The organism is Nocardioides sp. BGA-UO-ETr-FS32 (assembly GCF_059567905.1).
The window spans coordinates 71,079-96,530 of the sequence record NZ_JCAQOX010000006.1; the positions used below are offsets into that span (position 1 = coordinate 71,079).

Annotated in this window: 32 protein-coding genes; 19 read left to right on the forward strand and 13 right to left on the reverse strand. The window is 69.8% G+C overall.

The annotated features are described in order from the left end of the window. The first annotated feature begins 16 nt into the window (after positions 1–16). Positions 17–1,543, forward strand: coding sequence for a sulfatase-like hydrolase/transferase (locus tag AC57BS_RS02440; RefSeq protein ID WP_496409900.1), 1,527 nt, complete (start codon positions 17–19; stop codon positions 1,541–1,543). Between the two features lie 35 nt (positions 1,544–1,578). On the opposite strand, the gene AC57BS_RS02445 is transcribed toward AC57BS_RS02440, so the two are convergent. Continuing rightward, positions 1,579–1,857: a hypothetical protein gene (locus AC57BS_RS02445; protein ID WP_496409901.1), complete on the reverse strand. Its 279-nt coding sequence runs from the start codon at positions 1,855–1,857 to the stop codon at positions 1,579–1,581. Between the two features lie 191 nt (positions 1,858–2,048). On the opposite strand from AC57BS_RS02445, the gene AC57BS_RS02450 reads away from it, so the two are divergent. Together AC57BS_RS02450 and AC57BS_RS02455 are read left to right on the forward strand one after the other, a co-directional pair. Beyond that, positions 2,049–2,459, forward strand: a complete 411-nt coding sequence (locus tag AC57BS_RS02450; protein WP_496409902.1) for an STAS domain-containing protein — start codon at positions 2,049–2,051, stop codon at positions 2,457–2,459. After that, entirely contained in the window at positions 2,456–2,908 is a 453-nt protein-coding gene (locus AC57BS_RS02455; RefSeq protein ID WP_496409903.1) for a hypothetical protein, read from the forward strand. Before AC57BS_RS02450 ends, AC57BS_RS02455 begins: the two co-directional genes overlap by 4 nt. A gap of 22 nt (positions 2,909–2,930) precedes the next feature. On the opposite strand, the gene AC57BS_RS02460 is transcribed toward AC57BS_RS02455, so the two are convergent. The 3 genes from AC57BS_RS02460 to AC57BS_RS02470 are packed head-to-tail and all read right to left on the reverse strand — an operon-like array spanning position 2,931 to position 5,670. After that, positions 2,931–3,584 (reverse strand): hypothetical protein, encoded by a 654-nt coding sequence (locus AC57BS_RS02460; protein ID WP_496409904.1) that lies wholly within the window; start codon positions 3,582–3,584, stop codon positions 2,931–2,933. Further along, the gene (locus AC57BS_RS02465) at positions 3,581–4,954 is read right to left on the reverse strand and encodes a sensor histidine kinase (protein WP_496409905.1); all 1,374 of its coding nucleotides are present in this window, start codon (positions 4,952–4,954) and stop codon (positions 3,581–3,583) included. Before AC57BS_RS02465 ends, AC57BS_RS02460 begins: the two co-directional genes overlap by 4 nt. Further along, positions 4,951–5,670, reverse strand: coding sequence for a winged helix-turn-helix domain-containing protein (locus AC57BS_RS02470; protein ID WP_496409906.1), 720 nt, complete (start codon positions 5,668–5,670; stop codon positions 4,951–4,953). Before AC57BS_RS02470 ends, AC57BS_RS02465 begins: the two co-directional genes overlap by 4 nt. A 260-nt stretch (positions 5,671–5,930) precedes the next feature. Between AC57BS_RS02470 and AC57BS_RS02475 the strand changes: the two genes are divergently transcribed. After that, positions 5,931–6,857, forward strand: a complete 927-nt coding sequence (locus AC57BS_RS02475; RefSeq protein WP_496409907.1) for a threonine/serine dehydratase — start codon at positions 5,931–5,933, stop codon at positions 6,855–6,857. Positions 6,858–7,086: 229 nt separating this feature from the next. Here the strand turns inward: AC57BS_RS02475 and AC57BS_RS02480 are convergent, their stop codons facing one another. From AC57BS_RS02480 to AC57BS_RS02490, 3 genes are all read right to left on the reverse strand, one after another. After that, positions 7,087–8,556, reverse strand: a complete 1,470-nt coding sequence (locus AC57BS_RS02480; RefSeq protein ID WP_496409908.1) for a phospholipase D-like domain-containing protein — start codon at positions 8,554–8,556, stop codon at positions 7,087–7,089. Between the two features lie 239 nt (positions 8,557–8,795). Then, positions 8,796–9,347, reverse strand: a complete 552-nt coding sequence (locus tag AC57BS_RS02485) for a hypothetical protein (RefSeq protein ID WP_496409909.1) — start codon at positions 9,345–9,347, stop codon at positions 8,796–8,798. A 140-nt stretch (positions 9,348–9,487) separates the two neighbouring features. After that, positions 9,488–9,811, reverse strand: a complete 324-nt coding sequence (locus AC57BS_RS02490; RefSeq protein ID WP_496409910.1) for a PepSY domain-containing protein — start codon at positions 9,809–9,811, stop codon at positions 9,488–9,490. A gap of 435 nt (positions 9,812–10,246) precedes the next feature. Here AC57BS_RS02490 and AC57BS_RS02495 point away from each other — a divergent pair, with 435 nt between their 5' ends. The 11 genes from AC57BS_RS02495 (at position 10,247) to AC57BS_RS02545 (ending at position 17,180) form a co-directional block, all read left to right on the forward strand. Beyond that, entirely contained in the window at positions 10,247–11,047 is an 801-nt protein-coding gene (locus tag AC57BS_RS02495; RefSeq protein WP_496409911.1) for a CPBP family glutamic-type intramembrane protease, read from the forward strand. Then, positions 11,044–11,958, forward strand: coding sequence for a PhzF family phenazine biosynthesis protein (locus AC57BS_RS02500; RefSeq protein WP_496409912.1), 915 nt, complete (start codon positions 11,044–11,046; stop codon positions 11,956–11,958). Before AC57BS_RS02495 ends, AC57BS_RS02500 begins: the two co-directional genes overlap by 4 nt. 28 nt (positions 11,959–11,986) lie before the next feature. After that, on the forward strand, positions 11,987–12,412 hold the full coding sequence (locus tag AC57BS_RS02505) for a VOC family protein (RefSeq protein WP_496409913.1): 426 nt from the start codon (positions 11,987–11,989) through the stop codon (positions 12,410–12,412). Then, complete coding sequence (locus AC57BS_RS02510; protein WP_496409914.1) at positions 12,409–13,026, forward strand: cysteine hydrolase family protein; 618 nt, start codon at positions 12,409–12,411, stop codon at positions 13,024–13,026. The genes AC57BS_RS02505 and AC57BS_RS02510 overlap by 4 nt, the downstream gene beginning before the upstream one ends. A 17-nt stretch (positions 13,027–13,043) precedes the next feature. Next, entirely contained in the window at positions 13,044–13,343 is a 300-nt protein-coding gene (locus AC57BS_RS02515; protein ID WP_496409915.1) for a DUF6204 family protein, read from the forward strand. Between the two features lie 93 nt (positions 13,344–13,436). Continuing rightward, on the forward strand, positions 13,437–13,727 hold the full coding sequence (locus AC57BS_RS02520; RefSeq protein WP_496409916.1) for a hypothetical protein: 291 nt from the start codon (positions 13,437–13,439) through the stop codon (positions 13,725–13,727). 102 nt (positions 13,728–13,829) lie between these two features. Next, positions 13,830–14,288: an SRPBCC family protein gene (locus AC57BS_RS02525; protein ID WP_496409917.1), complete on the forward strand. Its 459-nt coding sequence runs from the start codon at positions 13,830–13,832 to the stop codon at positions 14,286–14,288. An 877-nt stretch (positions 14,289–15,165) separates the two neighbouring features. After that, positions 15,166–15,567: an ArsR/SmtB family transcription factor gene (locus AC57BS_RS02530; protein ID WP_496409918.1), complete on the forward strand. Its 402-nt coding sequence runs from the start codon at positions 15,166–15,168 to the stop codon at positions 15,565–15,567. After that, a complete protein-coding gene (locus tag AC57BS_RS02535; protein WP_496409919.1) occupies positions 15,564–16,346 on the forward strand; it encodes a cation diffusion facilitator family transporter in 783 nt (260 codons plus the stop codon). Before AC57BS_RS02530 ends, AC57BS_RS02535 begins: the two co-directional genes overlap by 4 nt. Then, entirely contained in the window at positions 16,346–16,501 is a 156-nt protein-coding gene (locus AC57BS_RS02540) for a hypothetical protein (protein WP_493825671.1), read from the forward strand. Before AC57BS_RS02535 ends, AC57BS_RS02540 begins: the two co-directional genes overlap by 1 nt. 43 nt (positions 16,502–16,544) lie before the next feature. After that, positions 16,545–17,180 (forward strand): methyltransferase, encoded by a 636-nt coding sequence (locus tag AC57BS_RS02545; RefSeq protein ID WP_493825670.1) that lies wholly within the window; start codon positions 16,545–16,547, stop codon positions 17,178–17,180. Between the two features lie 236 nt (positions 17,181–17,416). On the opposite strand, the gene AC57BS_RS02550 is transcribed toward AC57BS_RS02545, so the two are convergent. The 5 genes from AC57BS_RS02550 to AC57BS_RS02570 form a co-directional block, all read right to left on the reverse strand. Continuing rightward, positions 17,417–18,424: an arsenic resistance protein gene (locus tag AC57BS_RS02550; RefSeq protein ID WP_493825669.1), complete on the reverse strand. Its 1,008-nt coding sequence runs from the start codon at positions 18,422–18,424 to the stop codon at positions 17,417–17,419. After that, on the reverse strand, positions 18,421–18,870 hold the full coding sequence (locus AC57BS_RS02555) for a MerR family transcriptional regulator (protein WP_493825668.1): 450 nt from the start codon (positions 18,868–18,870) through the stop codon (positions 18,421–18,423). Before AC57BS_RS02555 ends, AC57BS_RS02550 begins: the two co-directional genes overlap by 4 nt. A 372-nt stretch (positions 18,871–19,242) precedes the next feature. After that, positions 19,243–20,565, reverse strand: a complete 1,323-nt coding sequence (locus tag AC57BS_RS02560) for a hypothetical protein (protein WP_493825667.1) — start codon at positions 20,563–20,565, stop codon at positions 19,243–19,245. Beyond that, positions 20,566–21,018, reverse strand: a complete 453-nt coding sequence (locus AC57BS_RS02565) for a hypothetical protein (RefSeq protein WP_496409920.1) — start codon at positions 21,016–21,018, stop codon at positions 20,566–20,568. Between the two features lie 80 nt (positions 21,019–21,098). Continuing rightward, positions 21,099–21,812, reverse strand: coding sequence for a hypothetical protein (locus tag AC57BS_RS02570; protein WP_496409921.1), 714 nt, complete (start codon positions 21,810–21,812; stop codon positions 21,099–21,101). Between the two features lie 113 nt (positions 21,813–21,925). Between AC57BS_RS02570 and AC57BS_RS02575 the strand changes: the two genes are divergently transcribed. From AC57BS_RS02575 to AC57BS_RS02590, 4 genes are read left to right on the forward strand one after another with little or no spacing between them, the layout of a single operon-like run. Next, positions 21,926–22,591 (forward strand): DsbA family protein, encoded by a 666-nt coding sequence (locus AC57BS_RS02575; protein WP_207081466.1) that lies wholly within the window; start codon positions 21,926–21,928, stop codon positions 22,589–22,591. Beyond that, entirely contained in the window at positions 22,588–23,175 is a 588-nt protein-coding gene (locus AC57BS_RS02580) for a vitamin K epoxide reductase family protein (RefSeq protein WP_207081467.1), read from the forward strand. The genes AC57BS_RS02575 and AC57BS_RS02580 overlap by 4 nt, the downstream gene beginning before the upstream one ends. A 10-nt stretch (positions 23,176–23,185) precedes the next feature. Beyond that, positions 23,186–23,968 (forward strand): cytochrome c biogenesis CcdA family protein, encoded by a 783-nt coding sequence (locus AC57BS_RS02585; protein WP_496409922.1) that lies wholly within the window; start codon positions 23,186–23,188, stop codon positions 23,966–23,968. A gap of 44 nt (positions 23,969–24,012) precedes the next feature. Next, positions 24,013–24,546: a TlpA family protein disulfide reductase gene (locus AC57BS_RS02590; RefSeq protein WP_231252724.1), complete on the forward strand. Its 534-nt coding sequence runs from the start codon at positions 24,013–24,015 to the stop codon at positions 24,544–24,546. A gap of 37 nt (positions 24,547–24,583) precedes the next feature. On the opposite strand, the gene AC57BS_RS02595 is transcribed toward AC57BS_RS02590, so the two are convergent. Beyond that, positions 24,584–25,450 (reverse strand): M56 family metallopeptidase, encoded by an 867-nt coding sequence (locus AC57BS_RS02595; RefSeq protein ID WP_496409923.1) that lies wholly within the window; start codon positions 25,448–25,450, stop codon positions 24,584–24,586. Positions 25,451–25,452 lie beyond the last annotated feature (2 nt).

The window sequence follows — 25,452 nt, forward strand, 5'->3', positions numbered from 1 at the left end:
GGTCTCGGCGAGGGGCATGATGCGAACGTGGGCACAGTCGATCACGGCTGCCCTCCTCGTCGTACTCGTCGCCACCCTCGCCACGGTCAGCACCACGGGTGACTCCAGCGGCACGGGGGTGGTGCGGATGGTGCAGGGCACCCAGTCGCCCTCAGCCACCCCGGGGGACGCACGGTCGCGTCCCAACCTCGTCTTCGTCCTCACCGACGACATGCGCGACGACGACCTCGACCACATGCCGATCACGCGACGCCTGCTGGCCGACCAGGGCATGGAGTTCACCGACGCGATCTCGCCCCACCCGCTGTGCTGTCCCGCGCGCGCCCAGCTCGCCACCGGGCAGTACGCCCAGAACAACGGCGTGCAGCACAACCGGGGCGAGCACGGCGGCTTCGCGGCGCTCGACCCCGCCGACGAGGCCAGCGCCTGGTTCCGCGACAGCGGCTACCAGACGGCCTTCGTCGGCAAGTTCCTCAACGGCTACGGGCCCCACGACGTCCGCCCCGCCGGCTGGACCCGCTGGGACGCGTTGATGCGCGGGGTCTACGACTACGTGGACTTCTCGATGACCGGCGACGGCGACCCGCGCCGCTACACCGACAGCTACGTCACCTCGGTCATCGAGGACCACACCAACCGCGCGGTCCGCGACTTCGCCCGCAGCGGCGACCCGTTCGTCGTCTATGCCTGGCACCTCGCTCCGCACTACCGCATCTCACCCGAGGGCGGTCGCGGGAATGCCCCTGCCCTGCCGCAGGACCGGGAGCTCTTCCTCGGCGAGCGTCCCGCGGCCTTCGACGACCCGGCGTTCAACGAGGCGGACGTCTCCGACCAGCCCAGCTACCTGCGCAACCGCAGGCAGGTGTCGCGGGCCGACGTGACGGCCGAGAACACCGCCCGGCTCCAGTCGCTCCAGGCCGTCGACCGGGCCGTCGGCTCGCTGGTGGAGACCCTCGACGACCAGGGCGTCCTCGACGAGACCTACATCGTCTTCACATCCGACAACGGCTACTCCCTCGGGGAGCACCGCTTCGTCGGCAAGGACGTGCTGACCGACGAGGTGCTCCAGGTGCCGCTCGTCGTGCGCGGACCGGGCGTCGCGCCCGGCAGCACCTCCGACCTGCCCGCCACCCTCGTCGACCTGCCCGCCACGTTCGCTTCGCTGACCGGCGTCGTCCCGCAGTGGCAGGTGGATGGCCTGTCGCTCGCGCCCACGCTGCGCGGCGAGGTCCAGCCGTTCCGCGACACCACCCTGATCCAGACCGGGCGGACCCTCGGCGACGGCTGGTCGCACCGCGGCGTACGCACCGAGCGCTACCTCTACGGCAGCGACGGGACCGACGCGTTCCTCTACGACCGGCTCCTGGACCCCGACGAGCTGGACAACGTGGTCGACGACCCGGCCTACGCGGAGGTCCGGGCGGCGCTCGAGCGACGTCGCCTCGAGCTCGTGACGTGCGCCGGCTGGACCTGCAACCAGCAGTTCGGTCCGCTCCCGGGACCCACCGGCGGCGTCGCCCGCGCACCCTCGTCGCGAGGTTGAGCGAGGCTCCGGCGTGACCAGGGCGCAGGGCGACCTCAGCGCTTGAGGACGAACTGCACCCGGTCCCCCGGCGCGGTGCGGGCGTCGAGCTCGCACCCGGCGACACGCCTCGCGGCCTCGGGGCTCAGGTAGAGGCGGGCTCCCTCACGCTCCACCACGCGATCGTCCGAACCCGGGTGGTTGACCGCGTGCACCTCGAGCCCGCCCCGGCCGCCGGTCGGTCGGGCGATGCGCACCCCCGAGCCGCGGTCGAGCATCTGGTGCCCGGTGACGCGGGCGATGACGGACAGTGCTTCCTCGGAGATGGCGATCACAGGTCCTCCTGCGTGTGGTGGACGGTTTCCGGACCCACGGCACGGGCAGCGGGCCCACTTCCATCACGTCACGCCCGCCGGCCCCGGACAAGGGTCGGGACCGAGGTGCCGGAAGGTCGTCCGAACGCCGTCACACGACTGCAACACGACGGACCAGCCGCTGCCACGCACCGCGGGGAACGTGGTGGACCATGTCGGACCGCTCAGGACCACCTCTCGCACCCGTCAGCCACGAGGCCGTCGAGCGGGACGCCCGTCTGGTGCTCCGAGGGCTGTGCGACGGCCGAGCCGCGGCCCGGCACCGCGCTCGCGTGCGTGACCTGCTGCAGCACGGTCCGTCGGCGCTCGTCGTCGACCTGGGGCGACCGCGACGCCTGTCTTCGGAGACAGTGGGCCTGCTGCTGTGGCTCCACGGCGCCTGCCTCGAGCGCGGGGTGCGCGTCGTGGTGACCCGGCCCCCGCGCCGCGGGGTGGACCCTTTGTGGCGCAGCGGGGTCCTCACGTCCGGGTCCGACCGGGGTCCGGGCGGCCACCTCCAGCCACTACCGGGCTCGACCCCACCACGTCCTGCTCCCCTTCAGCCGCGGCACGTGCCCGCATGAGCGACGAACCGCGCGCAGTGGCCGTGTCCGGCGAGGCGGACGAGGCCCCTGATGCTCCGGGGACCACCCGGTTCCACTTCCTGGGGAACCCCGCGGCGACCACCGCCGCCCGCGACCTCGTGCGGGCGTGGTGCCGGGACCGGGCCGTGCCGGGTCAGGCAGCCGACCGCCTCGTCGTCCTCGTCCAGGCCGCGACGCGAGTGGCGCTCGAGCGCGACCCGCGTCGCGTCGCCGTCGGACTCAGGTGGCTCGACCCCGATCGGATCATCCTCGACGTCCGTTCCCGGGGATGCTCGTCTTCCGGAACGGTCGCCGGTCGACCCGGGCGCCGTTCCGCCCACACGAGCCCGGCTGCGATGGTCTTCGACGTCGCCGCCCAGGGGTGGGGGTCGCGGCTGCGCGCGACCGAGTCCGTGCAGTGGTTCGTGGTCGACACGACCGCGACGTGACCGCCCTGGGAACCCGGCCGGCCTACGGGCAGCCGGGCCAGCGCTCACGGCCGGTCGCAACGGCACCGTCGGCCAGCCTCGCGTAGTCGGTCCGTCGGACCGGTGCATCGGTGAAGGCACCCCCCGGGAGCGGCACCGCGAGCGGTTCGCCCTCCCCGTCCGTGTAGAGCACCTGCGACACTCCCGTTGCAGTCGTGACGGAGAGGGTGACCTGCCCGATCGCCAGTGGCAGCCGGTCGGCGCTTGTCTGCGCCGTGGCGTCCACGGAGATCACGGCCGTCGACCCCTCGATCGCGTCGAGGGACAGGTCGGCGGGCGGCACCCAGGCGCTCGACCACCCCTCCGTCCGCACGTCGTCCGTCGGACCGGACGACAAGAGGTCCAGGACGTACGCCACCTGCGCACCGGCCGGCTCGTTGCACGAGATCGACGCCTCCGACGGCACCAGACGGTCGTCGGCATCGACCCAGAAGACGAGGGCGCCCGAGGGACGCGTGCTGCCAGTGGGAGACGGGGACTCCGCGGACCGGTCGGCGGGCGCCAGCAACCGGTAGGGCACGTCCTCGTCGTCGACCCTGGTCACGCCGCCGTCGGGCAGGCCGCAGCCGGAGGCGGCGAGACCGGCCGCCGTCGCCGCGACGGCGAGGCGCCATCGGTGCCTCGACCGGTTCGTCACGCCACGACCTCCTCGGCGACAGGCAGGCGCACCACGAAGCAGGCCCCCACGTCCCGTCCCGACGTGCACCACACGCTGCCCCCCTGGTTGCGGACGCCTCGCTCGACGATGCTCAGACCGAGCCCGCTCCCGCTGCCCGGCTTGCGTCCTCCGGCGCGGGCGAAACGCTCGAAGACGCGCTCGCGGTCGGCCTCCGCGACACCCGGACCCTGGTCCTCGACGAGGACGTCGACGAACCGGCCGCGACCGACCACGCGCACGCCGGTCAGTCCGCCCCCGTGCATGTCGGCGTTGGCGATCAGGTTCACCAGTGCGCCGACAAGGGTGGGCCGGACGACCGTGACCGGTGTCCGCGCGGCCTCGCCCGCGGCGAGGAGACCGGGCGCCTTGCCGCATGCGCGCAGCGCCTGGGTCACGGCGTCGCCGATCTCGATCGTCACCGGGTCGCTGTCGGCGACCGCGGCGTCCAGTCGTCCCAGCAGCAACAGGTCCCGCAGGGCGCGCGTGAACCTGTCGAGCTCGGCTGCCATCAGGTCAACGGCCTCGCGCGACGCCGGCGGCAGTCCCTGGGAGGACTGGAGCAGGCTGAGGCTCGTGGTCAGGGTCGTCACCGGCGTGCGCAGCTCGTGGCTGACGTCGGCCGCGAACCGCGCGTCGTGCTCGATCCGCTCACGAAGCGCCTCGACCATGTGGTTGAAGGCGCCGACCAACGCCGCGAGGTCCGGGTCGCTCGTCGGCGGCAGCCGCGCGTCGAGGTCACCGGCGGAGACGCGCACCGCGACGGTCGTCACCTGGTCGAGCGGGGCCAGCACCCGGCGACTGGCGGCGCGGCCCAGGAGGGCACCCCCGATGGTCGTCAGCGCAGCGCAGATGGCGAGGGCGACCTGCAGCGTCGTCAGCGTCGCATCGAGCTCCTCGGCGACGGCGACCTCGTAGTACACCGCGTCGACCGCGGGGAGCGGAACTCCCACCACGACCGAGTGCGGGGTGGTGGCATCGCTCCAGCCCACCACCACCGACCCGTCGAGCACCGCCTCACGGAACGGACCGGTCGCGTCTTCCCCCTCGGGGTCCAGCGAGGACGAGTAGCGCCGACCGCCCCGTTCCACGATCAGGGTCGTGCCGACCGGTTGCGCGATGGCGCCCAGCACCTCGCTCACCTGGGCACCCGAGGTGAGCAGGTTGTCCCGCACGAGGGCCGCGTCGGTGTAGGCCTGCCGCAGGGCCGTCCGCTCGCGTTGCTCGACGAGGTAGTGCCGCGCCGAGAAGTACGTGCCCAGCGCGAGCGCCGTCGAGAGCACGAGTGCCCCGACCGCGAACGCGACGACGACCGACGTACGGAGCCCGACGTCGACCTGCGGCCGGATCACCTGACGTCCAGCCGGTACCCCAGGCCGCGCACCGTGACCAGCGTCTGCGGCGCTGCCGGGTCCAGCTCGAGCTTCTTGCGCAGCCGCCGCACGTGGACGTCCACGATCCGCTCGTCACCGAAGTAGCCGTGCTCCCAGACGTGCTCCAGCAACGCGGTACGGCTGAGCACCTGTCCCGGGTGGTCGGCGAGCACGCAGAGCAGACGGAACTCGGTGCTGGTCAGGTGGATCTCCGCGTCCCCCCGGGCGAGGATCGCCCCGGCACGGTCGAAGACCAGCGGTCCGGTCCGGCTGTCGAGCACCACGCGGTCCGCGGACGTGGGAGCGGGCGCGTCACCGGCGAGCGCGGGACGACGCAGCAGTGCCCGGAGGCGCGCCTGCACCTCCTCCACCACGAAGGGCTTGGTGACGTAGTCGTCGGCCCCCGCCTCGAGGGCCGCCACGATGTCGGTCACGGCGTCGCGGGCGCTCACCACCACGATCGGCGCCTGCGACAGCGGTCGCGCTCGCCGGATGAACGAGAACCCGTCCATCCCGGTCAGCATCAGGTCCACGAGCATCAGGTCGATGCCGCTCTGCTGGTCGACGAGCGTGAGGGCGTGCTCGGCGTCCGCGGACTCCAGGACCTCGTACCCCTCGTTCTCCAGGACGAGGCGCAGCGAGGTGCGCAGACCGGCGTCGTCCTCCAGCACGAGGAGCCGTGTCACAGCAGTCATGCCGCCATCGTTGGCGAACCCGCGAGCCGACGGCACACCCGGGGGGTGTTTTGTCACACAACTGCAACGAGCCGGTCCGGGGGCGGTCAACCCGCGTTGGCACGGTCGTGGCTGCCGATGGGATCAGGGGACTCACCGGCGACCAGGGGGTATCCCGGTGGTCCGGCCGTCCGTGAGCCGCGCTGAGCTCACCGGCGGCCGGGCGCCGGTCATCGGGGAGCAGGCGACGGCGCCGCGGGCGAGTCTCGGATACTGGCGCGGTGATCATCACCCGCGACGACGTCCTGACTGCCCGCGACAGGATCGCCGGACACGTACGGCGCACTCCCCTGCTCGCGCCCTCCGACCGTGACCGGGTGTGGCTCAAGTGCGAGCACCTGCAGCACTGCGGTGTCTTCAAGACGCGCGGTGCCTTCAACCGGCAGCTGGCAGCCCGCGAGCGCGGCGAGCTGGGAGCTGCCGGCATCGTGGTGGCCTCGGGCGGCAACGCCGGCCTCGCGCAGGCGTTCGTGGCGCGGGAGCTGGGCGTACGGGCCACCGTCTTCGTGCCGGAGACCGCGCCCGAGGTGAAGGTCGAACGCATCCGACGCTACGGCGCTGAGGTGCGGCGGGTCGGCGCGGAGTTCGCCGAGGCCCAGGAGGCCGCCGTCGCGTTCGCGCACGAGCGGGGAGCCGCGTTCGCGCACGCCTACGACCAGCCCGAGGTCGCGGCGGGAGCCGGCACGCTGGCCGAGGAGGTGCTCGACGACGAGCCCCGCATCGACACCATCGTCGTGTCCGTCGGGGGCGGCGGCCTGTACGCCGGGGTGGCCGCAGCCGCGAGGGGCCGGGCACGGGTCGTCGCCGTCGAGCCGGAGCTCATCCCGACGCTCCACCGCGCGATGGCAGCGGGGCGCCCGGTCGACGTGGACGTGTCAGGGGTCGCGGCGGACTCGCTCGGCGCGCGTCGCATCGGGGACCTCGCCCACGCCGCTGCCTTGGCCGAGCCGCCGGTCCCGGTCCTGGTGGGCGAGGACGACATCGTCGCCGCGCGTGCTCACCTGTGGGCCGAGCACCGGATCGCGTCCGAGCACGGTGCGGCGACAGCGATGGCCGCGCTGCTGTCGGGCGCCTACGTCCCGGCCGAGGGCGAGCGCGTGGCAGTCGTGGTGTGCGGCGCCAACACCGACCCGAGCACCCTGGCGTAGGGGCAGCCCCCGACACAGCAGCGGCGCGACCCGGGGGCCGCGCCGCTGTTGGTGCGTCGTGTTCGAGCCGTCCCACCGCCACTGGGGGGATCCGTACCCCGGCGGGAGGTCGAGGCACGGGTGGGCGGTGCTGGGCTCGGCGGACGACGCGGCCGCTCAATTCCTCAGCGTCACCCGGCAGCCGCCTGTTACGGGCTGGTCCGAGATATCTCGAGTGGTCTGGACCGGATCAGTCGTTCTCCCAGTACGGCCCCGGGCGGTAGGGGTCCGGTTCGATCGTGACGACCGGCCGCCGGACCGTGCGCCAGACCGTGCGGGGCTCACCGTCCGCGTCGACCACAGTGCGCGCGACGCGGAAGTTCACGTACGTCGTGGTGTAGGCGTTGCGCGAGTTGCGCTTGTTCTGCCACTGGTAGTCGAAGTTCCTGACGTACTTCCGGGTCAGCTTCTTGCCGCGGATGGTCATCCGGAGCTCGTCGTTGCCGGGACTGAGGCTCGCCCAGTTGGCGGACCCCGTGACGACCATGTGCGTGTCGGGGTTGCCGTTGTAGTTGCCCTGGATCGCGACGTACTTCTGGTGGCTGTAGTACGTCAGGATCAGGTCGTCCTTGCCGTCCTTGTTGAGGTCGTAGTCGTCGTCCGGGTTGTAGTCGAGACCGGTCGAGCGCAGGGGGATCCGCCCGCGCGACGTCGGGGCACCGATGATCCGCTTGGTGTGGAACCCGATCAGGCCGTACATCAGGCGCACCTTGCAGCCCTCGGCCCACTTCTGCCTGATCGCGGAGGCCAGGTAGTCACCGCGGTTGCCACGCATGGTGTGCATCGACACCGCGATGCGGCTCCGCGTCTGTCCGCCGGAGCCGTCGGGGGTGAGGCACTGGACCTTGCCCAGCAGGTCGAGCACGAGGTCGTTCTTCGGGCCCGACGGCTTGGGGTAGGCCCAGACCGTGTGCTTGTCGACGGAGTCGTCGCACGCCACGCCGTTGGCCGGCGTGCCGCAGAAGAACTGGGGCGGCTGTCGCGTGTCGTGGTCCTTGCGCATGTCGTTGAACAGTCGGACGAACTGGCGGAACAGCTCATGGTCCCCGGAGGTGAAGTAGAGGTCGTTCCACTGGTGGATGTCGGCGTTGAGCATCAGGTTGGCCGACCCCACGGCCAGGACGTCCTTGGACCTGCCGGCCTGGGAGAACGAGTAGAACTTCGTGTGCATGTTGTTGTACTGGTTCTGCTTGCTCCGGCACCCGGCCTTGCAGCGGTAGATGAAGCTGGAGCGGCCACGCTTGGCGCCGACCTCCTTGCGGACCGCCCGCATCGCCCTCGTGTACTGGTGGTCGTTGAGGATCATCTGCACCTTGACGCCCCGCCGGTGCGCGGCGATGAGCGCCCGGGCGACCGGCATCCGGTCGAACGAGTAGACCGCGATCCGGATCGTCGACCCCCTGCGGGTGTGCTCGATGGTGTCGATGACCTTGCGCTCGATCCGGAACCAGCCCTTCTTGCGGCGAGGGTCGTTGAAGAACGGTCCCTGCGGCGCCTTCCACCGCTTGCGGTCCGTGGCCGTGACCTTCGCAGCCGTCTGGACGGATGCCATCACTCCCCCGGACGCGGGGGGCGCGACCGCCGTCGCGGCGGGCACCTCCGCGACGTGGGTGCCCAGGGCGAGGCACAGGGCGATGAGCAGGACGAACAACCTCGACACAGATACAGCCTTCCTGGCCGCCACCGTCGGTGACGACGTGGTGTTGCGGCCCCGTCCACCGACCCGTGGACACGGGCGCGGACGAAGCACGTCGACCGGCCCACGGTGCACGCGGTCCGGTCCTGTCTCCAAAAGGACGACTCCCGGACCCACAAAGTTGTGGATCCGGGAGAAGTCGGTGACCACGCATCCTCCGTGGGAGACCATCGGCACCGGTCTCCCGCTTCCCAGAGACTCGTTCAATAGCCCTGCCCGAGCGCCGCGTGGCCGGCGCGGCGCGCCTGCGCCGGCGGGATCTGCGTCACCGACAGGAGCTCCTCGCGACCACCGGCCTCCTTGTCGATCGTGAGCACCACCCCGACACCTCGTGCGTAGTACTTGTGCTCCAGCACGTCGGGTTCGAGCGGGGTGGTGTCGGCGGTCATCACCAGGTCGTCGTACTCGCCGGCAGGCACGCTGGCCCGCTGACCGAGAGCGAGAACCTCGCCGTTGTCCTCGGCCTCGAACGACCCCTCCCGGGTGGTGATCTTGCCGTCCTCGAGCTCGGCGGTGTCCTCCCCGAGGTACCAGACGGTGCCGGCCGCGTCCTGGGCGTACCAGTCCAGGGTGTCCTCGATGATCTCGTCGTCGAGGGTGACGGTGTCACGCACCACGCGGGCGGTGATGCCGTTGGCGATACGGCGGGTCGCTGAGGTGGCGGTGACGACCACCTCGACGACCTCGCCGTCCTCGGTGGTCTCCCGGTAGGTCCAGCGGGTTCCCGGCTCGAGCGGGAACCACGGGTTGGTCACGTCCGCGGTGAAGTCCGCGGGATCGAGCTCAACCGGTTCGTCCGACTGCGGCAGCTGGTCCCCTCCGCCACAGCCGCTGGCATGGAAACACAACAGGTGGCGGCCAGGACTGCGATGGCACGCACCGGGGTCGCCTCGCGTCAGTCGTCGTCCGCGCCGGACTCGTCTTCGGTGCCGACGACCTGGAACTCCTCGTCGAGCTGCACGTCGACCTGGCTGCCGTCGTCGAGGGTGACCTCGACCTCGTACTTGCTCTCCTCGTCGTCGACCTCGGTCTCGGTGACAGTGCCTTCACCGGTCTCGGCGAGTGCTGCCCTCTCGGCCTTCTCCAGCTCTGAGGCTGGGATCGGGCTGTCCTTCGCGTCGTCGTCACCGGACACCGCTGCGGCGGCGCCCACGGTGCCCGCGGTGACCACGGCCGCGCTCGCTGCGATCAGAGCGATGCGCTTGCGGTTCGGCTTCATACCGACACGCTACGTCGGACAGATGACGAGTCCAATGGGTCTCAGTGCACAATCGCCTCTGACCTGCGTTTCCGCAGGCCAGGGGCGATTCTTCGGTCGGGCGGGTCTGCTGCACGGGTAGGTCAGGTCACACTGTCGCCCGTTCGTGCAGCAGGCCCCCGTGATCCTTCCGGTACGCGGGTCCATCGCGCGCGGAGCCACTGAGGCGAAAGAGCCCAGACAGGTTTTGGACAGAGCCTGAGGACAGGGTCCACCCACCAGGCCGCTCCGCCGAGGACCGCCGACCCAGGCCGGAGAACCCGAGTCGCGCGTCCCCCGCGCTCGCGTCATGAGGCGGCCAGGTGCGAGCCGCCCGGACCTCCGAACGGCCCGGGCAGGCAGGGCCGCAACAGCAGACCAACGGGGACCCAAGGAGGCACGCACAGCATGAGAGACATGAACCGCACAACATCCGTCGCCGCTCGGGAGGCCGACGACCTCGCCCCACTGAAAGCGTTCGTTGCCATCGCCCTTCCCGTCGGCTGGGTGCTCCTGTCCATCCCCTTGTTCGTCGACCTCCCCGTCGAGCCGTTCGTCCTGGGCACCCTGGTCTTCGGCCTGGTCCTGCCGACCGTCCTCCTGGTGAGGCGCGACCCCGGAGTGGATGGCCGCCAGCTATTCCGCGACTGCTTCCGCCTCCCCCGGCCCCGGATCCTGCTGATCCCGGCACTGCTGCTCATCCCGGCTGGCACATGGTTGGCCGCTCGGGCCTTCGACCAGCAGGCCGGCCTCGACGTGGGGTTCGTCGTCTCGCTCGCGCTGGGGAACGTGGCTGCCTCCTTGCTGATCGTGAATCTATGGGAGGAGATGGTCTGGGCCGGCTTCGTGCAGCGGCGGACCATGGCGCGATGGGGATACCTGCGCGGAAGCCTCGTCACGGCCGTCCTGTTCGTGGGCATCCACCTCCCGCTCGCCTTCTACGACGCCGACGATGCTGCCGCCCTGGGAGAGAACCTCGCCGGCCTCGTGGTCGCTGGGGTCGGGCTCCGGCTCCTCCTCGGCGCCTTCGACACGTGGGGCAGGCGCTCCATCCTGGCCCTTGCACTGCTGCACGCCACCTTCAACGCGTCGGGCGAGCTGCTCGACGCCGACTACGACTGGATCCGCTACCTGGTCACCCTCGCCTTCGGCCTCCTCGCTCTCGTGGCGATGAAGAACCGGGACAGCGCGCACCTGAACGAGAGGAACGAACGATGACCGCACACGTGCTGCACTACAGCGCCTTCACGTACCAGGGACGTGGGGGGAACCCGGCGGGCGTCGTCCTGGACGCCCACGGGCTCACCGATGCTGAGATGCTTCGGGTCGCCCAGGTCGTCGGGTACTCGGAGACCGCCTTCCTGTTCCCCGAGGACTCCCCCGCCGACCCCCGGCCCGGCGACGGGCACGTCCCCACGAGCGGCATCCACGCGGCACGGGTCAGGTACTTCAGCCCCTTGGCCGAGGTCGCGTTCTGCGGCCACGCCACCGTCGCATCCGCTGCTGCTGCGGCCGACAGGCACGGTCCCGGGGAGCTCCACCTCTCCACGCACGTGGGACCAGTGGTCATCAGCACCTGGACGGCCGGAGGCCACACAGGTGCGACGCTGACCTCGCCCCCCGCCAGCAGCCGCGCTGCCACCCCGGCCGAGCTGGAGCCTGCCCTGGACGCCTTCGGGTGGACCGTCCAGGACCTCGACCCAGAGTTCCCTGCGCACGTCGGTTTCGCTGGGAACCACCACCTCATGCTGGGGGTCGGCTCGCGAGACACGCTGGCCGCCATGACCTACGACTACCCGGCACTCGCCCGAGTGATGGAAGGCGCGTCATGGACGACGGTGAACGTGTTCTGGGCAGAATCCGACGTCGTCTTCCACGCGCGCAACCCCTTCCCACCCGGTGGCGTCGTGGAGGACCCGGCGACCGGCGCTGCGGCCGCAGCATTCGGCGGTTACCTGCGCCAGATCGGCCACAGCCGACCCCCCGCCAGGCTCACCATCTACCAGGGGCATGACCTCGGCACACCGAGTGAGCTGACGGTCGAGCTGCGGCCTGGTCAGGACGGCATCGCTGTCAGCGGTGAGGCGACCGAGATACCGAGCGACGAAGACGCCCGCACGGTCCTGTGACCACCCTCCACCAGACAGGAGCACACCGATGGCAACCACCCGATCACCACAACACAAGGTCCTCCAGATGCGAGTCGTCGTCGAGGCTGACGACTATGACGAGGCCCTCGCCTTCTATCGAGACGCCTTGGGTGCGGCCGAGGAGCTCCAGGTCCACTCGGCCGCGGGCGAGCACGTCACGATCCTCGACGTAGGACGCGCCACACTCGAGCTCTCCAACCATGCCCAGGTGGACATGATCGACCGGGTCGAGGTCGGGCGCCGAGTGAGCCCGCACGTGAGGGTGGCGTTCGAAGTCGCGGATGCGACCACCACCACCGAGGAGCTGGTCCGAGCCGGCGCCGAGCTCGTCGCACCACCGACGGTCACACCCTGGCGGTCTCGCAACGCACGACTGAACGCGCCAGCCGGACTCCAGATCACCGTCTTCGAGGAGTCGGAGGACGCCTCATGATGAGCACCCCCACCACGGTCCGGCTCCCCGACTCCACGGCCCTCGTCGTGATCGACGCCCAGGCCGGGTTCGACGCCCCCTCCTGGGGACGGCGCAACAATCCGCACTGCGACCAGAACATCGCCACACTTGTGTCGACCTTCGTGGCTGCGGGCCGGCCGGTCGTGTACGTACGTCACGAGTCCGCGAGCCCGAAGAGCACACTGCACCCGCAGCACCCGGGCAACGCACTGAAGCCCTACCTCCAGGAGCACTCCCCGGACCTGGTGGTGACGAAGACGGTGCATTCCAGCTTCCACGGGACCCCTGACCTCGACGCCTGGCTGCGTGGGCGCGGCGTAACTGGCATCGTGATCGCCGGCATCACGACCAACCACTGCTGTGAGACGACGGCGCGCGTGGGCGACAACATCGGGTACGAGGTCTGGTTCGCGCTCGACGCCACCCACACCTTCGACCGGGTCGGGCCTGATGGCGCCACGATGACGGCCGACGAGCTCTCGCGAGCAACCGCGACGAACCTCCACGGCCAGTTCGCGACCGTCGTCTCGACGGAGCAGGTCGTCGCTGCCGCCTGCGCACCTGCCCCACGAGCGAAGCCCTCCGCCGAATGAACGGCGACGAGTTCCGGGTGACCATCAGCGGCAAGTTCGTCCACCTGACCAGCCAGCAGCGCCGCGACCTCCTTGCCGGCTCCGACGTCGCCCTGATGTCGTTCAGCCGCGCGGGGACCTTCACGTGCGACCCCACGGGGACGGTCTTCACGTTCCGGTGCGCCGTACCGGCCAACGAGGCCGGCGGCGCACCGGATTCCCAGGAGGAGTCCGTACGTGCGCTGGCGCTCGCTGCGCTGGCCGCCCACGGCTACCAGGTCCAGGCTCGGCGGACCACGGTCGTCGACCTTCGCGAGATCAAGATCCCGCGGCGGTAGCAGGTGCAGAGGAAGAGTCGTGGAGATCGCGGCCATCGGAGCGCACGGGTGCTTCGCCCGGGCGCAGGCGGGGCGTCGTGAGCGTCGCAGGGCATGGAGATCTGCTGTCCACACTGGGCCCGCGACGCCGCCGCCCTGCTGTGGTGCGCCGTGCTCTCGGGACTGCTGCTGTCGATGCTCGACCAGACCATCGTCGGGACTGCGCTCCCCACCATCGTCGAGGACCTGGGCGGCCACCGCTGGTACGTCTGGGTGGTGAGCGCGTACCTCGTGCCGGCCGCCGTGATGATCCTGGTCTTCATGCGGCTCTCGGACCGTCGCGGGGATCGCGCTGCTGGGACTGCACGGGCGCGACCTACTGGCTCCTCGACCGCCCGAACGTGACCGACCGCTGACCGATCGACTCGCAGGACTGCGACCCCCGGCGAGCAGCAAGACACGACACCGACACGCACCACCCCCACACACACCGAGAAGGAGACGCCGATGAGCCGGAAGTCCGTGCACGTGACAGCAGAGTCGAGGGCCACCCCCAGCCAGGTCTGGACGCTCCTCGCCGATGGGCCCTCGTGGACACGATGGGCCGGATTCGACGAGGTCGGCTACGACCGCGAAGGCAACCCCGCTCCGCACGGCCTCGGCGCGGTACGACGTATCCGCATCGGCCGGCTCACCTCCACCGAGAACGTTCTCGCGTTCGAGGAGGACAGGCGGTTCTCGTACGACTATGTCGGAACCCTGCCCTTCAAGACGTACCGCGCCGACGTCACCCTGACTGCCGTCGAGGGCGGCACGTTGATCGACTGGCGCTCCCAGTTCACCACCAAGTACCCCTTCACCGGCGCCCTCCTGCGCCTCGTCATGACCCGGGTCCTCACCGACATCTCGAAGCGGCTCGCAGCCGCCGCGGAGGGCGTGGCCCCGGACGAACCCAGCGCGAGCTGACCGCCGAACCGCTGATCCGCGCGCTGCCGGCCGGACTCGTCCTGCCGGCGTTGCGTCGAAAGCTGCCCACAGGCGTGTGGTGGCTCCGGGCGGCCGTGCTCGGCCTGCTCGAGTTCGTCCTGATCAAGCGATGGCCCGCCCCCGTCGACATGGTCACCTTGTGAAGTCAGCTTCTTGGGGTGCAAGAGTTCTCACCATTCTGACCCCGAACGTGGGGCTGCATGGAGTCAACTGGCGCAGGCGCCTACAACGACAACAGGGCTCTGACCTGCAGTTTTGCAGATCAGAGCCCTGTTTCACTCGGTCGGGCTGACAGGATTTGAACCTGCGACCCCCTGTAGGGATCCGGCCCACTTTTCCAGGGCCCCTGACTCCGGAGTTCTTGCGGGTTCCCTCGTGATTTCAAGGGCTTGTGCAACTTGCTGGTCCAGATTACATGGGGTCATTTCGGGAGGTTTGGCGATGGTTTCTGGAGAGTAAGTGGAGACTTGTCGAGTCCCGCGCGGCGCTCGTCGCGTCGCCGGACGCGAGGATCTGCGCTTCCACGATCTGCTGCACGGCGCTCTCACCGAGGCCGTTCGCCACGGAGCCACGCTCGCCGAGCCGATGGCGCGGGTCACTCCACCTGCCAAGCGGCGATGCGCCAGCAGCAGGCCGCATCGGACCGGCTCACTGAGCTGGCGCGCAAGCGGGCCGAGGTACGCGGCCGGATGGCGGACAGCGGGGCTGCCCCAGACGCCTGAGGACGCACTATCTGGCCAAGCTGCCGGTCGCGCGCGCTGGCAGAGCACGCCATCGACGTCGAGCAGTGCGGCCAACGCCATCGGCAGGCTGTCTTGACGAACGGCAACTCATGCGAAACCATCGCCATATGGCGATGACAGAGATCCCGAGCGGTCAATCACCGCGCAACGAGCAAGCGGTCGACGGACTCGCTGCGGCAGCGTGCCTCTTCCACGGGTTCAGCGACCCGTCCCGGATCGCGATCCTGCGCCACCTCGCCTTGGGCGAGCACCGGGTGGTGGACCTGACCGCTCACCTCGCGTTGGCCCAGTCGACGGTCTCCAAGCATCTCGCGTGCTTGCGCGACTGCGGCTTGGTCACGTCCCGGCCCGAGGGCCGCGCCACCGTGTACACGCTCAACCACGCGGAGGCGCTGACGGACCTGTGGGTCGCCGCCGAACGGCTACTCGCCGCCACAGGTGAGGCAGTGACGCTCTGCCCGAACTACGGCACCGACAGCCTCCTCTCCCCCGACGACACCAAGGACGCCCGATGAGCTCGCCCGACACCGCCCGCTCCCGCGCAGCAGACCTCTCCCCCGAGGACCGCAGCCGTCTAGGCCGCCGGGCGCAACTACTGGCCGGAGCGTCGGTGGCCTACAACGGGATCGAGGCCGTTGTCGCCATCACGGCGGGGCTCGTCGCGGGATCAGTCGCGCTCGTTGGGTTCGGTCTGGACTCGATCGTCGAGGTCTCCAGCGGGCTCATCATCTTGTGGCAGTTCCGCCACCGCCTGCCCGAATCCCGCGAACTACAGGCCCTGCGCCTGATGGCGCTGTCGTTCTTCGCGCTCGCCGCCTACGTCACCTTCGAGTCAGTCCGTGCGCTGCTCAGCAACCACGACCCCGACACCTCGACGGTCGGCATCGCGTTGGCTGCGGCGTCGCTGGTCATCATGCCCTTCCTGTCCTGGGCCCAGCGGCGCACCGGCAGGGCTCTCGGCTCCAACGCGGTGGTCGCGGACTCCACACAGACGCTGCTGTGCACCTACCTTTCGGCCGTGCTGCTCGTCGGGCTGGTCCTCAACGCCACCCTCGGTTGGTCCTGGGCCGACCCCGTCGCCGGCCTCATCATCGCTGCGGTCGCGGCCAAGGAGGGCCGCGAGGCGTGGCGCGGGGAGAACTGCGGCTGCGGGCCCGTCGGCCTCGGCGCAGACGACGCCGCCGACGGATGCTGCAGCGGCGGGACCTGCACCGACGGCTGCTGCACACCCACCGACAAGACCGACCACACGACGCCTACTGTCGACGTGTTCCAGATCGACCGGCAGCACTGATGTCGCGACCCACGAACCACCTTCCAGGGGCTGCTGCGCTGACCGACGCGGAGACCGAACGGCTGACGCGTCGCGGGCTCCGGCTGGCGCAGTTCACCATCGACTACAACCTCGTCGGGGGTGCCGTGGCCATCCACGACGGCCGCGCGTCGTAGGAATACGAATTGGTCGAGGACGACGATAGACAGGATGAGGACGATGAACGAGCTGGGCAACGACGCGACTGCGGTCACCGCACTGGCCATCTACGCGCTCTACCTGGGCGTCGGGTTCGGGTTACGCACCTGGGTGCAGTGGCGCCGCACCGGCGACACCGGCTGGCGAGGCATCTCCGGCCGCCTCGGCTCCCCCGAGTGGTGGGCTGGAGTCCTGTTCACCGTCGCGCTCGTAGCCGGCGTCCTCGGGCCCATCACCGCACTACTCGGACTCGAGCCGGTCGCGATTCTTGACGGAGCGTCTGCTCAACTGTTTGGCGCCGCGCTGGCATTCGCCGGCGTGCTGTCCACCTTCGCCACCCAGCTCGCGATGGGCACCAGCTGGCGCATCGGCGTCGACGAGACCGAGACCACCGACCTGGTCACCACCGGCCCGTTCGCGCTGGCCCGCAATCCCATCTTCACTGCCATGGCCACCACCGGCCTAGGCCTGGCGCTCATGGTCCCCAATGTCATCGCTCTCCTCGGGTTCGCCCTACTGCTCTTTGCACTACAGCTGCAGGTAAGAGTGGTCGAGGAGCCGTACCTCCTGCGCACCCACGGCCAGTCCTACGCCTCCTATGCGGCCACGGTCGGCCGCTTCGTCCCCGGCCTCGGACGCTTGACCACTCAGAACTGAGGGAGTTGCCGGATCGGCGCCGGACCCGGCCGCGGCTCGGCGACTGGCTGCCCGCTCCTGTCATCGAGGGGGGTTGCCGCAACTTGCGGAACAGACGTCCTACAGCTAACGCATCGAGACCGTCGGCGTGGCCAACGTTGATGAGCGCGCCGAGCCGACAGCCTTGAAGCTCCGGACGGTTTGAGGCAGCGTGCGGTACCCCCGACACGGCGACAGCGAGATACGTCAAGCCGGTCTCAGCTGACTGGCACCCGCCCATCGACATCCCCGGGGACCAGGCGCGGAACAAGCCGGACGAGGACGACCATCGCGACCAGTTCCACCATGGTCTGGGTGACCACTGCCAGCGGCGCGATGTCGAACGCGGCAGGCAGGGCGAGCGCGAGCGGGAGGACGACCAGCGAGTTGCGGGTCGCGAACGAGAACGCGACAGCCCGGGTCCCCGGTGCGTCGAGCTGAGCCGCGCGGCCGGCGAGCACGCCTAGGGTCACAGTGGCCACCACGAAGATCACGTACAGCGGCACGAGCCTGGCCAGGTCGAACGCCCGAGAACCCACGGCAGCGACCTGCGAGCCGATGACGACCGCCAACGTCGCCATCATCAGCGGCACCATCGCCGCGGCCATCACGTCCTCGACCACACCACCGACCCTGTGCCGGCGACCCAGCGCCTGCACCAGTGCTGCAGCGGACAGCGGCGCGACGATGAGCACGAGGAACGCCTCGACGAACGGGGCCACGTCGACCACGTCGAGGACCTCGCGGCCGGCGAACATCCACAGGTAGAGCGGCAGCAGCAGCATCTGCGCCAACATCAGCAGCGGTGCGGCCGCGAGCAGCCGCGCACGTGCTCCCCCGGCGAGGCCAGTGAACACGATGACGTAGTCGATGCACGGCGTGAGCAGCACCAGCAGAACGCCCAACATCAGGCCTCGGTCGTCGGCCACGAACCTCGACAACCCGAAGGCCAGCAGCGGGACCACCACGAAGTTGCCCACCAGCACCGTGGCGAGGAACCGGACGTCGCCGAACGCGCGGCCCACCTCGATGAGCGGGACGCCGAGGAACGTCGCAAACAGCAGCAGCGCCAGCACCGGGTTGATGGCGTGCTCGAGCGTCGGAGCCGTGCCCGGGGCCGACAGTCCGAGTGCCGCGCCCGCCACGATGGCGACCAGGTACAGGAGCACCTGGTGCTCGTCCCACCAGGCCACCAGCAGCTGTGCGCGCGACGGTGTCGTGCTCACTGTCCAGCGCCACAGCCGGCCGCGCCTACGCCGCGCACGGTGCCTACGGGGTTCGCCTCAGCCAGCAGCATGCACTCGCTCCGGCACGACGCGGCTCTGTCGGGGCACGCTGCGACGCTCGCGGTGGCAGCCACGAGCCGGCGGCGCAACAGCCGCAGCCCGGCCAGTTGCCTGTCCACCTCGGCCAGCCGCTCACGCAGCTTGGGATGCAGCGTCTCGCGGACCTGCGTGCACGTCTCATCCTCCACCGCGCTCACCAGGTCCACGATCTCCGGCAGCGAGAGCGCGAGGTGCTTCGCGGACTCGACGAACGACAACCGCTCGAGCACCGACTCGTCGTAGGAGCGGTAGGCGTTGGCCTCGCGCGGCGCGTCGAGCAGGTCGGCGGTCTCGTAGTACCTCGCCGTGGTGGCGGGAACACCGGACCTGGTCGCTACCTCGGACATGCGCACCCGGTCAGCCTAGACATCCAGCCCACTTGAAGGTCCAGTCGGTGTTGACGACGGTCCGTGCACCTTCCAACCCGGGCCTAGGTACAGAGTTGCGGTCGGCGCATGAACCAACTGGCCGCGTGATGAACGCCGGCGCATGCACACTTCCCACCGCCCAACGTCGACTGCGTCTCACCGCGTGCAACGATCTCTTCACCCATGATGTGACGAACGTGCCGGCGCTCCGAGGCCCGACCGTCGCTGACCGCCCACACGCGCGTCCGATGAGCACGAACGGACGTGCGTCTGCACGAGCGGTTCAACCAACCCAGATACACCACGTCGCCATCAGGTGGGGCCGCCGGTCGGCGCTTCCGAGCGTGCCTCTCAGGCGCCGAACAGCAGGAACAGGCCCATGAAGGTGTAGAGCACCATCGCGAGGAGCAACGGGAGTTGACCCGTGACCTGGTGCTTCTTGGGCAGGACCTCCAATGCACGGTCATGGGCCGCGATCACCCCGAGCACGTGTCCGGCCACGATGGCCAGGACCTTGGTCGTGGCCAGGAAGGTCGGGTTCTGGGCGAGCCAGTAGTTCACCTCCCAGTCAGCCGTACCGAACAGGTCTGCTCCGACCCCCATCGGGTCGCTCAGCTGGATCAGCGTCAGCTGCCCGGTCTGGATGAAGAAGCTGAGGTAGTGGGCGACCATGTAGCCGACGATGATCGGGACGACGGAGTGCGCCAGACGGCGGGGCAGCTGCCTGCGGTCGACGCCACCCACACCGGTGGCCATGGAAGCGGCAGCGAACGTCACGCCGACGATGGCGACAGCGACCAGGAGCCCGATCGTCCCCCACACGGTCGAGCTGATGTTGCTGCCCTGTAGGAAACGGATCCATGTCGCGGTGTCTCGCCAGCTGTCGTACGCGGTGCTCCCGAGCAACACCGCAACGACGGCGACGAGCCCGCCCTCAGCGGGGATGCGCGACAGATGCCGCAGCGGACTGACCCAGATCAGGTGGCCGCGGGCGTCCCGTCCCCAAGGGGACAGGTGGGCCAGCAGCGTGGAGTAGACCTCGAACGGGTCGGCCCGTTCGAGCCAGCGATCGCCGTAGACAGCGCTGCCGACCACCATCACCGCCACGTAGATGGCGATGGACAGCCTGAGCGGGCCCAGGTACGTCGAGTCCGGAGAGACCAGCTCGAGCCACACGAAGGCGAACAGCCCGATGGCTGCGGGCCAGTAGCCGAGACGTGCCGGGTAGTCCCGGAGCCCGCGCGAGGGTGGTTGGCCCGTTGCCCTGGACACCAGCAGGTGAAGCGTCCGGACAGGGCTCACGGCCCGATAGAACCGACCGAACAGCAACGACGCAGGCACCAGGCCCACCCACAGCCAGACGTAGACCACACCGAAGATCGGGTTGATGAGGGTGTCGGGCCCGAAGAGCGTGGGCCACAGCATGAAGCAAAAGAAGAGCAGCCCCAGCGCACGCAGCAGGAGCGACCAACCGGCAGTGTCGAAGATCCGCACCAGCACGATCGGCACTTGGCGGTCTGGGCCGCCGGCGAAGCGCGGTGTCCGCCAAGCGAGCAGAAGGACGACGAAAGACAGGGTCAGCGCCGCGGTGCCGGCGGCGATGGCCATCGAGGCCGGGATCGGCAGGTCGGAACCGCCGCCCAGACCGTGCATGGGCAGGATGAACTGGTTCATTCAGCGTGCCTCGATCAGGGCGACCACAGCACCGGTGTCGTGCTCCTCGACCTCGACGCTGCCCGGAGTCTCGATCACCAGCTGTGCGCTGGTCCGTCCGGCGTCGAACTCGACGTACTGCTCCGGGGTCGAGTGGACGTGCAGCTCCCCGGCACGGTCGGACTGGATCTCGATCATGAGCTTCTCCCCCGTCTCCAGCTCGATCTCCTCCGCGTTCGGCTGGACGTTCGGGCCATCGATCCTCACGAGCAGCTCGGGTGCGGCCGGCGTGGGCTCCTCTTCCGCCGTCGCCGTGTCACTCGGCGTGGGGGTTGGGGAGATCGACGGCGTGGCGGACGAGGTCGGCTCAGTGGTCGGCTCACTGGTTGGCTCGCTGCTGGAGCACGCAGCGAGGACGGTCGTGGCAGCGACGAGTGCCGCAAAGGTCTTTGTGGAACGGACGCGTGTGGACATAGCAGGTCTCCTGGATCGGGACGGGGCAGGGCACGCCTACGGACGCCGCTCCGCGGCGTACGTGCGCATGGAGTCGTGGGTCAGATCGCAGTCAACGGGGGTCCGCGTCGCCCGAGGCCACCGGCGAGGGGGTTGCGCAGCCGACTCGGCCGCTGGGCGCCGACGCTCCATGGGCCCACTTCGGGCTCCACCACGGCCGCGCAGTCACTCCGGACAGTGACCCGGAGGAGTGCATGGGCCACGGACCAGCCCACTAGCACCAGTACGGTCCAGAGCGCGCGTTCGCCCTGCGCGAGCCACCACGCGACGACGCCCGCCGCTGCCAGGTGAGCGAGGGCCATTGCGGCGTTGGGGCCGGTGAGGTCACTGACGACGTGGGTGAACCAGTGAGGTACGACGAGGTCGCCGCCGGCATCCGGCTCGACACGGACCTCCGTCAACTCCCGGAGTGACCCGCGGCGACCTGCGCCGACGTGTGTCGATGGCATCGACTGCACCAAGGCCGGGCCACGAGAAGGATGGCCTCCGCCGTGACCCGCAGAAGCAGTGAGCACCAGATGGGTGGCGAACTGTCCCCCACCGACCAGGACCACGAGGCGGAGCAAGTCCGCCGGGCGGCCCATCGACGCGATGCAGATCGAGCCCAGCGCCAGCACGATCGCGGTCATCCAGGCCGCAGACGGGAGATTTCCCCCGCCCGCGACGTGAGCCGCGACTCCGAGGCCGACAGCCACGACAGCCGTCACCGCTCCCCGCGCTGCCCGCAGGACGGGACTGACGAGGAGGTCGTTCACGGACCGATCCTCTCGCACTGGCTTGTCGACTCGTAGGTTGGTGGCCGCGGACCAGGACGGCTTCCCGCCCTTGTTACTATCTCGAATAGTAGACCCCGTGGAAGGTGACAGACGTGCGCAAGCAAAGCCAGGCGGCCCTGACCGTCGCCGCGGTCGTGGTGATCGCGATCGTCGGTGTGTTCGTGGTGAACCAGGTGCGAGGAGGCGACGAGCCGGCATCCGCTGAGGTCTCACGCGCGATCGCGGACGGAGCGATCGTTCGGGACGACAGCCACGTGCTGGGAGAGGAGGGCTCCAGCGACGTGACCTTCGTCGAGTTCCTCGACTTCGAGTGCGAGGCGTGCGGCGCCGCTTACCCCATCGTGGAAGACCTTCGGGAGAAGTACGCCGGCGAGGTCACCTTCGTGATCCGGTACTTCCCGCTCCCCGGGCACGTCAACTCTGGTGCGGCCGCGCGCGCGGTGGAGTCGGCCGCGCGCCAGGGCGAGCTCGAGGCGATGTACAGCAAGATGTACGAGACCCAGGCAGAGTGGGGCGAGTCGCAGGAGCCGAAGGACGAGCTGTTCAGGACGTACGCCGAGGACCTGGGTCTCGACATGGATCAGTACGACGCCGACGTCGCTTCCGAGGACGTCGCCGACCGGGTCGCCCGCGACGTGGCTGATGGTGAGTCGCTGGGTGTGTCAGGAACTCCGACGTTCTTCGTCGACGGCGAGCTCTTCCAGCCGCGCACCGTCGAGGACTTCACCGCGGTGATCGATGAGGCCCTGGCCGAGTGAGCAGTGACCGTCGCCTGGCCTGGGGGCTGACCGCTGGCGGGGTCGTCGGCTTCATCGCTGCTGCGGTGCTCCTCGTCGAACGCATCAGGCTCGCGCAGGACAGCGACTACGTGCCCACCTGCAGCCTCAACCCCGTGCTGAGCTGCGGGTCGGTGATGGAGACCGCGCAGGCGTCGTTGCTGGGATTCCCCAACCCGATCATCGGCGTCGCCGCGTTCCCGGTCGTCGTGACCACCGGGGTGGCCGTCCTGGCCGGCGCCCGGCTGGCACGCTGGTACTGGCTCGGGCTCCAGGTCGGCGTCACCGCAGCGTTGGCGTTCGTGGCCTGGTTGGCGTTCCAGAGCATCTACCGCATCGGTGCCTTGTGCCCCTACTGCATGGTCGTGTGGGCGGTCGTGATCCCGATGTTCTGGTACGTCACTCTGCGCAACCTGGCTGGCGGTGCGTTCGGCGAGAAGCTGCGGCGCAGCCGCGCGTCCGTGGTGTCGGCGGAATGGCACGCGCCGATCCTTCTCGTGCCATTCCTCGTCCTGCTCGGGTTGGTCGGCGAGCGGTTCTGGTCCTACTGGTCCACGCTCCTGTGAGGGTGCGAGCGTGATCGGCGGCGCCCAGGGCGCGATACTCGATGGCTCGATGCTCATCGCGTTGCCGATCGCCTTCACCGCGGGACTGCTGTCGTTCTTCACACCCTGCTCGCTGCCGTTGGTACCGGGCTACCTGTCCTACGTCGCAGGCATGGCCGGCAGCGAGTCGCAGGTCACCCGCGAGCTCGGTGGTGGCGCGCCGAGCGGTCGCTCTCGCACGGTGCTCGGCGCAGCGCTGTTCGTGCTCGGTTTCGCTGTCGTCTTCACCAGCTACGGCGTGGCTTTCGGATCGCTCGGCGCCCGGCTCCTGGTCCATCAGGAGCTGGTCGTGCGCTTCGCTGGAGTGCTGACCATCGGCCTGGGAATTCTCTTCGCCGGCGTCGCCGGGCGACTCCCCGTGCTGGGTAGCACTGTGCGGGTGCGGATCGTCCCTCGTGTCGGGCTCGCCGGCGCGCCGCTGCTGGGCGCCGTCTTCGCCGTCGGCTGGACGCCGTGCATCGGGCCCGCGCTCGCAGCGGTGCTCACCCTCGCCACCACGACGGCGACTGCCGGGCGCGGAGCGCTCCTGTCACTTGGTTACGCGATGGGGCTCGGCCTCCCTTTCCTTCTCGCGGCAATGTCGCTCACGCGTTCCATGCGGGTCTTCGCTTGGGTCCGCGAGCGCTCGGCGCTCATCACTCGTGGGGGCGGGGTCCTCCTCGTCATCGTGGGACTTCTGCAGGTGACGGGGCTGTGGTCGCAGGGAATCGCTGCCATGCAGGTGCTCGTCCTCGGTTGGCAGGCCCCGCTGTGAACACTCGTCCACGAAGGAGCTTCTTCTTCATCTCGACGGTCGTCGTGACCGGCATCATCTGCTGGGTCGTGTTCGCGCAGTCCATGGCGGCAGATCAGACTTCCCCGAGCCGTTCCTCAGGCGCTCGCGACGTAGTGCAGCAGTACGAAACGGGCGAGCGGACCACCGTCGGGTCCTTCGATGCCGAACTGCTCGACGGCTCTCGCCTGAGCAGCGACAGCCTGCGCGGGACGGTGACGGTCGTCAACGTCTGGGGGTCGTGGTGCGGTCCGTGCCGGGCCGAGGCTCCAGAGCTCGTCGAGGCGGCCCGGAAGCTCGGTCCCAGCGCTGCCTTCTACGGGATCAACGTGCGGGACAGTCCTGACGCCGCCCGAGCGTTCGAGCGAGCCTTCGACATCCCTTATCCCAGCATCCATCCCGATGACAGCGCCACCGCCATCCTGGCGTTCGGGGGCGTGCTGACTGCGGCTGCGGTGCCGAGCACGGTGGTGATCGACGCCGAGGGCACCGTCGCGGCTCGGGTGATCGGGCAGATTGACGCCGCCACGCTCATCGGCCTCGTGGAAGACGCGCAGTGAGGGCGACTCGGACTGGAGCGCCGAGCCGGAGAGATTGTCAGTCGTGCGCAGGTACGTCGGCAACTGTGCAGCAATCCATCGTGGCGGCCTCCACTGCGGGGGCGAGCGCAAGCCCGAGCGGCAGCGCGAGCACCAGCGCCACGGCAGTCCCTGCCAGCGCACCAAGCCCTCTGACGGGAGACCCGGCCGGCGAGGTGAGTCGTCGTACGCGCGCCAGAGCAGCGGTGTCGCTTGCGGCGAGAGCTGCCTCCGGACGGGCGCCCGTTCCCAGCGCCACGATGGCAGCGGCGAGCGAACGACGGTCGGCTGGACTGATGGCGGCGTCGTCTGCTGCCATCTCGAGGAGCACGGCGGTCTGCTCGTGCGCATCCCCGAAGAGCGGGACCCACGGGAAGGTCTTGGCCAGCGCCCCCGAGTAGGCCAGCGCCAGGTCGTGTCGCGCTCGTAGGTGACGACGCTCGTGGCCCAGGACCAGCTCGCGCTCACGATCGCCCAGGAGGGCGATCGCCGCTGAAGACAGCACCACAGTCCCCTCCCCACTGCCCGGCAGGCAGTAGGCGACGGGAACCTCGTGCTCGATCACGGTGAAGCCACCCGGATCGCGCCGACCGATGAGAGCCAGTGCATCAAGCTGTGATCGACGCACCCTGCGTGTCCGCGCGAAGCTGCGGACCGTCGTGGTGACGAGCATCGCCGTGAGGCATGCGACCATCGCGAGGCCCAGGACGCCGGGCCAGCTACCGAGAGGCGTCTCGTAGTGCTCGACGATCGTGAGCGTGTGGGCGCCCATGAGGTAGGCCAACGAGAACCTCAGCGGAAGGAACGGGAGCGCCAGGGCGATCGCGGCCAGCAGGATGGACGCCATCACCGACGTCGACAGTGCTTGCCAGCCGATGACTGCCACCC

Coding starts and splice junctions, on each gene's coding strand:
- AC57BS_RS02440 (WP_496409900.1), top strand. CDS start 17: ATGATGCGAACGTGGGCACAGTCGATCACGGCTGCCCTCCTCGTCGTA.
- AC57BS_RS02450 (WP_496409902.1), top strand. CDS start 2,049: ATGTCGGACCGCTCAGGACCACCTCTCGCACCCGTCAGCCACGAGGCC.
- AC57BS_RS02455 (WP_496409903.1), top strand. CDS start 2,456: ATGAGCGACGAACCGCGCGCAGTGGCCGTGTCCGGCGAGGCGGACGAG.
- AC57BS_RS02470 (WP_496409906.1), bottom strand. CDS start 5,670: ATGACTGCTGTGACACGGCTCCTCGTGCTGGAGGACGACGCCGGTCTG.
- AC57BS_RS02490 (WP_496409910.1), bottom strand. CDS start 9,811: ATGAAGCCGAACCGCAAGCGCATCGCTCTGATCGCAGCGAGCGCGGCC.
- AC57BS_RS02495 (WP_496409911.1), top strand. CDS start 10,247: ATGAACCGCACAACATCCGTCGCCGCTCGGGAGGCCGACGACCTCGCC.
- AC57BS_RS02500 (WP_496409912.1), top strand. CDS start 11,044: ATGACCGCACACGTGCTGCACTACAGCGCCTTCACGTACCAGGGACGT.
- AC57BS_RS02505 (WP_496409913.1), top strand. CDS start 11,987: ATGGCAACCACCCGATCACCACAACACAAGGTCCTCCAGATGCGAGTC.
- AC57BS_RS02510 (WP_496409914.1), top strand. CDS start 12,409: ATGATGAGCACCCCCACCACGGTCCGGCTCCCCGACTCCACGGCCCTC.
- AC57BS_RS02520 (WP_496409916.1), top strand. CDS start 13,437: ATGGAGATCTGCTGTCCACACTGGGCCCGCGACGCCGCCGCCCTGCTG.
- AC57BS_RS02525 (WP_496409917.1), top strand. CDS start 13,830: ATGAGCCGGAAGTCCGTGCACGTGACAGCAGAGTCGAGGGCCACCCCC.
- AC57BS_RS02530 (WP_496409918.1), top strand. CDS start 15,166: ATGACAGAGATCCCGAGCGGTCAATCACCGCGCAACGAGCAAGCGGTC.
- AC57BS_RS02535 (WP_496409919.1), top strand. CDS start 15,564: ATGAGCTCGCCCGACACCGCCCGCTCCCGCGCAGCAGACCTCTCCCCC.
- AC57BS_RS02540 (WP_493825671.1), top strand. CDS start 16,346: ATGTCGCGACCCACGAACCACCTTCCAGGGGCTGCTGCGCTGACCGAC.
- AC57BS_RS02545 (WP_493825670.1), top strand. CDS start 16,545: ATGAACGAGCTGGGCAACGACGCGACTGCGGTCACCGCACTGGCCATC.
- AC57BS_RS02555 (WP_493825668.1), bottom strand. CDS start 18,870: ATGTCCGAGGTAGCGACCAGGTCCGGTGTTCCCGCCACCACGGCGAGG.
- AC57BS_RS02560 (WP_493825667.1), bottom strand. CDS start 20,565: ATGAACCAGTTCATCCTGCCCATGCACGGTCTGGGCGGCGGTTCCGAC.
- AC57BS_RS02565 (WP_496409920.1), bottom strand. CDS start 21,018: ATGTCCACACGCGTCCGTTCCACAAAGACCTTTGCGGCACTCGTCGCT.